The 7,410-nt window shown below is 71.1% G+C and carries 9 protein-coding genes; 2 read left to right on the forward strand and 7 right to left on the reverse strand.

Annotated features, from left to right (window positions below; genetic code table 11):
- The first annotated feature begins 104 nt into the window (after window positions 1–104).
- A complete protein-coding gene (locus tag C1I93_RS12310) occupies window positions 105–524 on the forward strand; it encodes a hypothetical protein (RefSeq protein ID WP_146603483.1) in 420 nt (139 codons plus the stop codon).
- Between the two features lie 5 nt (window positions 525–529).
- Here C1I93_RS12310 and C1I93_RS12315 read toward each other — a convergent pair whose 3' ends face one another.
- Both C1I93_RS12315 and C1I93_RS12320 read right to left on the reverse strand, forming a co-directional pair.
- Entirely contained in the window at window positions 530–1,336 is an 807-nt protein-coding gene (locus C1I93_RS12315) for an ABC transporter permease (RefSeq protein WP_223256517.1), read from the reverse strand.
- Window positions 1,337–1,339: 3 nt separating this feature from the next.
- Window positions 1,340–2,299 carry an ATP-binding cassette domain-containing protein gene (locus tag C1I93_RS12320; protein ID WP_111243399.1) on the reverse strand — a complete coding sequence of 320 codons (960 nt, stop codon included), beginning with the start codon at window positions 2,297–2,299 and terminating at the stop codon, window positions 1,340–1,342.
- Window positions 2,300–2,395: 96 nt separating this feature from the next.
- On the opposite strand from C1I93_RS12320, the gene C1I93_RS12325 reads away from it, so the two are divergent.
- Window positions 2,396–3,478: a TetR/AcrR family transcriptional regulator gene (locus tag C1I93_RS12325; protein WP_111243400.1), complete on the forward strand. Its 1,083-nt coding sequence runs from the start codon at window positions 2,396–2,398 to the stop codon at window positions 3,476–3,478.
- On the opposite strand, the gene C1I93_RS12330 is transcribed toward C1I93_RS12325, so the two are convergent.
- The 5 genes from C1I93_RS12330 to C1I93_RS12350 form a co-directional block, all read right to left on the reverse strand.
- A complete protein-coding gene (locus C1I93_RS12330) occupies window positions 3,471–4,070 on the reverse strand; it encodes a hypothetical protein (protein WP_111243401.1) in 600 nt (199 codons plus the stop codon). The genes C1I93_RS12325 and C1I93_RS12330 overlap by 8 nt on opposite strands.
- On the reverse strand, window positions 4,067–5,401 hold the full coding sequence (locus C1I93_RS12335) for a hypothetical protein (RefSeq protein WP_111243402.1): 1,335 nt from the start codon (window positions 5,399–5,401) through the stop codon (window positions 4,067–4,069). The genes C1I93_RS12330 and C1I93_RS12335 overlap by 4 nt, the downstream gene beginning before the upstream one ends.
- Entirely contained in the window at window positions 5,398–6,201 is an 804-nt protein-coding gene (locus C1I93_RS12340) for an ABC transporter ATP-binding protein (RefSeq protein ID WP_420811771.1), read from the reverse strand. Before C1I93_RS12340 ends, C1I93_RS12335 begins: the two co-directional genes overlap by 4 nt.
- A 60-nt stretch (window positions 6,202–6,261) precedes the next feature.
- On the reverse strand, window positions 6,262–7,065 hold the full coding sequence (locus tag C1I93_RS12345; protein ID WP_111243403.1) for a cupin domain-containing protein: 804 nt from the start codon (window positions 7,063–7,065) through the stop codon (window positions 6,262–6,264).
- On the reverse strand, window positions 7,062–7,410 hold a 349-nt coding region (locus C1I93_RS12350; RefSeq protein ID WP_146603484.1), incomplete at its 5' end, for an RNA polymerase sigma factor. The genes C1I93_RS12345 and C1I93_RS12350, both read right to left, overlap by 4 nt.

Here is a 7,410-nt window from a genome sequence, read left to right on the forward strand (position 1 = left end):
CGGCCGCTGCGCTGACCGCGCCGCCCCCGGCGGACGGGACCGGAAAGGCCAGCTCAGCGGCGATGGGGCAGCGTGCGGACCGGGGCGTCGCCTACGCTGCGGCAATGACGACAAGCATGAGTGCCGCCGGGGCGGCCAGCCATCTCCCGCTGGGTGAACGAACGGCCAAAGCGCTGGTATTCGGGCAGGCGTTGATCGTCGGCGGTTACTTCCTGCTCGCCGTCATTCCCTACTTCGCGTACGGGCTCAACGGTGCGGGGGCGGACAGCGGCCCGCACGACCCCAAGGATCTGTTCCCGATGAAGTACACGACCACGTTCTTACCGCTCGTCGGTGCCACCCTGGGCCCGTTCATCGCGGGTGTGCTCGGCCTCGGCGGGTTGGGGCTGCTCGCTGCCCGCAGGGCGGCTCTCTCCCCGTGGCTGAGGGCCGCCCTGCTGATCTGTGCCGCCGGCTCAGCGGCCCTCATCGCAGTGAATGTCCTTGAGGTGGGGGACGGGATCCGGGCCTGGGTGCTCGACTGAGCGCGTCACATGTCGCGTCGGCCGTAGGACCAGACCGCCAGCGGGCAGAAGATCACGAATATCGCCGCGCACCAGATCAGCGTGGTGGCGAGGGGTGCCCCGGCCGGCGTGCCGTTGAGCAGGGCACGGCAGGCGTCCATCACCGAGGTCACCGGATTGATGTTCACCCAGGCTTGGAGCCAGCCGGGCAGGCTGACCGTGGGAGTGGCCAGGCTGCTGCCGAGTTGCAGCGGCAGGAAGGTGAGGAAGCTGAACGCCAGGACGGCCTCGGCGCTCTTGAGCGTGACGCCGATGAGCACGGTGATCCAGCTCAGGCAGAAGCCGAACAGGACAGCGAGGCCGAGGGCGGCGATTACGGCCACGAGCCCACCCTGAGCGCGGAAACCGAGGGCGAGTCCGATCAGGAACAGGATCACCACGGCGCCCAGGTAGCGGACGAGGTCGGCGAGCACCGAGCCGAGCAGCGGCGCGAGCCGACTGATGGGCAGGCTGCGAAAGCGGTCGGTGACGCCGTTCTTGAGGTCGATGTTGATGTTCGTGCCGGTCGAGACGAGACCGGTCAGCCCGGCCCCCATCACGAGGATCCCGGGGAACAGGTATTGCAGATACTCGTCGGTGGTGCCGGCCACCGCGTTGCCGAAGAGATACAGGAAGAGCACCAGGAACAGGGCCGGCGTGACCACCCCGTTGATGATGACGCCGGGGTTGCGGGAGGTCTTCGCCAGGCTGCGGCGGGCGAGTACGAGGCTGTGTCGCAGCCACCGCGCCCCTCGGCGCGGCGACATGTCGACGGTGTGCGTCAACGTGGTCATGGGTCAGGGCCTCTGTGGAGTCGGGGCAACGGTGGCGGGTCGCGTCAGCGCGCGGAAGACCTCGTCGAGGCTGGGTAGCCGGAGGGACAGCTCGCTGACGTCGACGTCCTGGTCGCGTAGTTGGGCGGTGATCTGGAAGAAGTCGTCGTCCTGGTTCACCGGCACGGCGAGTTGCTGCCGGGTGGCGCGTTCGGGGCTGCGGCCGGTGACCGCGGCGAGCAGGGCGGCGACCCGGTCGGCATCGGCGGGATCGGTCACCCGCACGGTCACCGTATGCCCGCCGACCTGGTGTTTCAGTTCCGCCGGGGTGCCGGCGGCGACGACCTTTCCCTGGTCGATGACCGTGATGAGGTCGGCGAGAGCGTCGGCCTCCTCCAGGTACTGCGTGGTCAGCAGCACGGTTACCCCGTCGGCGCCGAGGTCGCGGATCAGCTGCCACAGTTCCTCACGCTTGCCCGGGTCGAGCCCGACCGAGGGTTCGTCCAGGAACACCACCTGCGGGCGGCCGACCAGGCTCGCCGCCAGGTCGAGTCGGCGGCGCATGCCGCCGGAGTAGGCGGCGACGCGTCGGCCGCCCACCTCGGTGAGGCCGAATCGGGCGAGCAGGTCGTCGGCCCGGTGGGCGGCGTCGCGCCGGGTCAGGTCGAGCAGTTGGCCGATCATGATCAGGTTCGCCCGGCCGTCGAGTTCCTCGTCGACGCTCGTGTGCTGCCCGGACAGGGCGATGCGGCGGCGTACCTCCGCCGGTTGGCGGACCACGTCGTAGCCGGCCACCCGCGCGGTGCCGGTGTCGGGTCTCAGCAGGGTGGCGAGGATGCGGATCACCGTCGTCTTGCCGGCCCCGTTGGGGCCCAGCAGGCCCAGGACCTGGCCGCGGGGCAGGGCGAGGTCGACGCCGGCGAGCGCGGTGGTGCGGCCGAAGCGCTTGGTGAGTGCGTACGTCTCCAAGCCGTGGTCGGTCACGGCGGATCCCTTCTCTGGGCGTCACGATTTTCAGATGTTCTGAACATCTGGATGATGAGCGTATGCTGTGCGAGTGCTTCCGGTAAAGAGGACCCGATGGTGCGGCTGACCCGAGCCCAACAGCAGGAGCGCACCCGAGCCGCCGTGCTCGCGGCAGCGGTGCAGGAGTTCACCGAGCACGGCTACGCCGACGCCAAGGTCGACCGGATCGCCGCCCGCGCCGAGCTGACCCGGGGTGCCGTCTACTCGAACTTCCCCAGCAAACGGTCGCTGTACCTGGCGGTCCTGCTCGACTCACTGCCCGGCCTCGCGGCCACCGGCACCACCGCCGTGGCACCGGCCGGGCCGGTCGACGTGGCCGGCGGCGCGGAGGCGTTCGCGCGGGTACGACTCGAACGGCTGCCCCTGGCCGGCGACCCGGCCGCCGCCAGCAAGCTGAGATGCCTCTCGCTGACCGGTGTCTTCGACGACGAACCCGGACGCACCGCCCTGGCCGAGGTGACCCGGCTGGAGAGCCTGCTGCTGGCCATCGCGCTGGAGTCCTGCCGGGCCCGGGACACCAGCCGGCGGGTACGCCTGGCCGAGCTGATCCTGACGCTGCTGGACGGCGCGGCCCACCTCGCCCAGACGGCACCCGGCTTCGGTGACCCGTTCGACGTGGCGCGCGCCTGCCGACACCTCGCCGGCCTGGACGCGGACGACACCTGGGACCCGCCCCACCTGCCCTTCGTCGCCGCCGCGCAGCAGTGTCACGACGCCTGGACCCCACCCGAAGGACTGCGCGACGAGATCACCGGCGGTCCCCCGGCACTCGACGCCGACGGTCTGATCGTCGTACTCGGCACCGGCCGGCTCGGCGCGGCAGAGGAAGCGGTGCGCGCCGCCCGCCCCCGCGATGCGGTCACGGTGGCGGTCGTGACGACGGACCCGGCCGAGAGCGGCGCGCTGGTCCGGCTGCGGATCCTCGACATCGTCGCCTGCCTGCGCCGGGTCTTCGGGCCGGCGTTCACCCCGACCCTGCGCCTCGTCCTCGACGAGCGGGCCGCGCTGGCCGCCGCCCTCGACATCGGCGCCACCGAGCAGACCGAAGCCGCCGTACGCCTGCGTGCCGGCCACATCGTGGCCCGCTCCCACGGCCGTGGCGCCGCGTACGCGGCGGCGACCGCCCTCGTCACCTGATGTACTCGGATGCTTCCTTGCCGGCCGGGCCGGCGAGCGAGTAGGCGATCAGCCCACCGACGGCGAGTGCCGTGGCCATCAGTGCGGCGGGTTTGTTGTCGGGCAGCTGGCCCTGCCAGGTCAAAGCCGCTCCCCAGGTGCCATCGACGGAGTACATGACCGAGATGGTGGTCCAGCCCAGCGGCAGGAACCAGGACCGGTCGGCACCGACCACGGTCGTGCACAGAGCGGCCAGCCCCAGCAGACCGGCGGCGTCACGGAGCACCAGGGCGGCCGGGCCGAACCGGGCTCCGGTGTGCAGGGTGGCGATCTGCACCACCACGATCACTGCCAGGCCGGCGAGCAGGTGCAGCGCGCGCCGCCAGGGCCAGCGCAGCGAGGCGGTCCGGTCCAGGTTCTCGTCCGGCCCGGCGAGGGTGGCCGACAGCACCGCGGCCATCAGCAGGATGGTCATGGCGACCACGGTCACGGGGATGTCCGGCTTCGCAGCGAAGGCCAGCCACAGTGTCCAGATCACTGCCGCGCCGCCGAGGGCCACGGCCAGTGCCAGGGGTACGCGCCGGGAGCGCAGATACAGAAGCGTGAAGGTCACCGGGCGCTCCGGGACAGCAGCCCGGTGACTTCCGTGCAGGCCCGGAGGGCGTCGCGGACCGCCGCGACCCGGGCCAGCGCCTCGTCGTCGGGCAGCTCACGCAGCCCCTGCCACAGGGTGAGCGCCTCGGTGTTCAACTCGGGATCCTCGGAGACCAGGCCGGGCACCAGTCCGACCTCCGACCTCGGCTCGCGCCCCATCAGCCAGTAGGCCGCCGCACGCTCGACCGCCTCATCACCCTGCCGACAGTTTCCGTCGTACCCGACGCCGAGCCGGTCGGCGATCCCGGGAACCACGGCGGCCGGGTGGGCGAGACCGCCGCGTTCGTCGATCCGGATCTCGATCGTGACGACGCCATCCGGAACCTGCCGGACCTCTCCGGACACGTACATGGTGGTGTCCTCGTGTACGGCGGTCGGCGCGTCCGGCAGCTTCGCCAGCGCCGCCAGACCTTCCCGGGCCAGCGGGGTCAGGGTGTCGAGCACGTTGGCGTGGATGCGGCTGACGCACACCTTCGGGGCGTCGTCGGTGCAGACCAGTTCCCGCGCGACCGGGTCGACCGGCCAGTTGAGCACATCTCGATCGCTCGGGACGACAGCGATCGCCGTGGTGACCCCGAGCACCGCCGGCAGCAGCGCCGCCGTACGGCCGCGCCAGCCACCGGCCACGAACAGCAGCAGGCCGGTGAGGGCGAGGGCAGTCATCGTGATCGCGAGCGCCCCGCTGACCCGGTTGTCGATCGTCTGATAATCAGAGAACGGGGTCGATCCGTGGACCGGAGAGGTCGCCGCGGCCAGCCAGTCCGGAAACCGGATGGCACTGAAGAAGACGATCAGGACACCCGCCACCCCGAGCGCCGGGGCGGTCACCAGGGCGGGAAGCATGCGCCCGATCCCCAAGCCGAGCCACGCCGCGGCGACCAGAGACAGCGCACCGACCCCGGTGACGACGAGGAAGTTCAGCAGCGGCCGGTGCTGGGCGGTGGTGATGATCCAGGCGATGCCCGCCACGGTCACCAGCAGGTACGCGAGCCCGAGTGTGAAGGCCATCGCGCCGAGCACCGGAAGCATCCGTTGGGCGCGGGGTCGGGCGGTGGTGGCGAAGAGTTCGCCGACTTTCGCCCGATGCTCCCGGCGGCCCTGCCAGGCACCGGCGGCCAGCGCCAGCGGCCACAACAGGAGCAGGTACTCCCGCATGGCCATGGCCAGCGCCATCCAGCCACTCGACCACCGGCCCGGGGCCACATAAAGTGCGCCGACCCCGATCAGCAGTGCGATCAGTGCAGCACCGAGCGCGGCGCAACGGCGCAGTTCAACACCGAAGATGTTCATCGGGCGGCCTCCGCGCGGTGCAGGCGCAGGAGCGCGGAGTAGCCCCGTTCGGCCGGGCTGTCGCCAGCATCTCCCTGGGCACCCTGCGCGGTCAGCACGTCGGGAGTGCCCTGCCACACCAGGCGGCCGTCGTTCACCACCACCACGTCGGTGCAGGCTGCCACCACGTCCTCGACCAGGTGGGTGGAGACCAGCACGCAACTGTCGGTGCCGAGGTCACGCAGCAGTTCCCGGAAGTCGAGGCGCTGTTCCGGGTCGAGACCGACGGTCGGCTCGTCGAGCAGCAGGAGCTGCGGGTCGTTCACGATGGCCTGGGCGATACCGGCCCGGCGCAGCATGCCGCCGGAGAGCGTCTTCAGCCGGGCGTCAGCCTTGGCGGTCAGCCCGACCCGATCGATGGCCCGCTGCACCGCCGCCGGGATGTCGGTCTTGGGCATCTCCTTCAGCCAGGCCATGTACCCGACGAACTCGCGTACCGTGAAGCGCGGGTAGAAGCCGAAGTGCTGCGGCAGGTAACCCAGGGTGCGACGCACCGAGCGCAGATCGCAACGACCGCCGACCGAGTGTCCGAGCAGCGTCAGCTGCCCACCGGCCGGGGTCAGCACCGTCGCCAGGGCGCGGATCAACGTGGTCTTTCCGGCACCGTTCGGGCCGAGCAGTCCGTGCACCCCGGTGTTCAGGGTCAGATCGAGGCCGTTGACGGCCAGGTACCGCCCGGCCCGGACCTGTAGACCCTCAGCGTGAATCGCCCAGGGGTGGATGGTGGCGGCTGTCTCGGCCGTACTCAGGGCACGCATCATCATCAACTCTTTCGGTAGTCGTCAGCGGTGGTGTTTCTCCGCCTAGTCGTGCTGGGCGCGTTAGTCGTGCTGGGCGATGCGCCGGAATCCGTCGATTCGGAGGAAGGCCGCGATGGTCAGGACAACGGCGGCCAGTGCCCAGATGCGAGCGCTCTCCACCGCCAGCACCGCCGGAATCCGGGCGGTGGTGAGGCTTGGTGCGATCACCACGAGCGTCCAGGCCGTGATCAGGCCGATCGCGGCCCGGCGTACGCCGATCAGGGTGCCCAGCAGCAGCGTCGCGGCGGTGAAGGCCAGGCACGGCGCCAGCATCAGCGCCAGCGACACTCCGGTGCGGGCACCCGCCAGGACGAGCGCCGGAATGACAACTGCCAACACCGCTGCGGTACGCCGCAGCAGCGTGGTCAGACCGGCGGCGGGGGTGGCGGCGATGACTTCCCACGCCGGATCGATCCGGCGATGCCAGGCAACCGCCACGCCGGGTAGCGGAGCCAGTGGTGCGACAAGCAACACCAGCGAGGGCCGCCCGACCCACAGTTCGCCGAGCAGCACGGCACAGGCGAGCACCGCCACGGTCATCGCCAGCCACGGCAGCAGCGTGCCGACGAGCCAGCGCTGCCGCAGCACCGACCAGGATCTGACCCGCCCGGCGGGAGCCGGCGATTTCGCGAGTTCATGGTCCAGGTTCATGGCGACCCGCTCGATCAGGGAGCGGGCGTCCGCAGTGGTGCTGGCGGCCAGCCGGGCACGACAATCGGCGCAGTCCTCAAGGTGGACCTCGATCGCCCAGACACTGGCCTCGTCCAGACCGGGATCTCCGGCGGCGTACCTGTCGATCTGGGTCAGGCTGGGGTGGGTGGTCATGACAGCGCCTCCCGTAGGGCGATCCGGGCTCGGCGTACGCGGGACTTCACGGTGTTCTCCGGTACGCCCAGCAGCACCGATGCTTCCCGTGGCGAGAGCCCGTCGAGGACGGTGGCGCGCAGGGCGGCCCGGACCTCCGGCGGCAGCACGAGCAGAGCCTGCTCCAACTCCTGCCCCATCCGGGCGGCCATCACCTCGTCCTCGGCGGCGGGGGACGTACTCGGCATGAGCTGCACCTGCGGCACCTGCGCCTTGCGGGCGCGGCGCCGGAACGCGTCGACCAGGCGGTGCGCGGCGATGGTCCAGAGCCAACCCACCGCGCTCCCCCCGCCGCCCTTCCTGGCC

Origin of the sequence: Micromonospora endophytica, from assembly GCF_003236305.1 — a bacterium.
Lineage (GTDB): Bacteria > Actinomycetota > Actinomycetes > Mycobacteriales > Micromonosporaceae > Micromonospora > Micromonospora endophytica.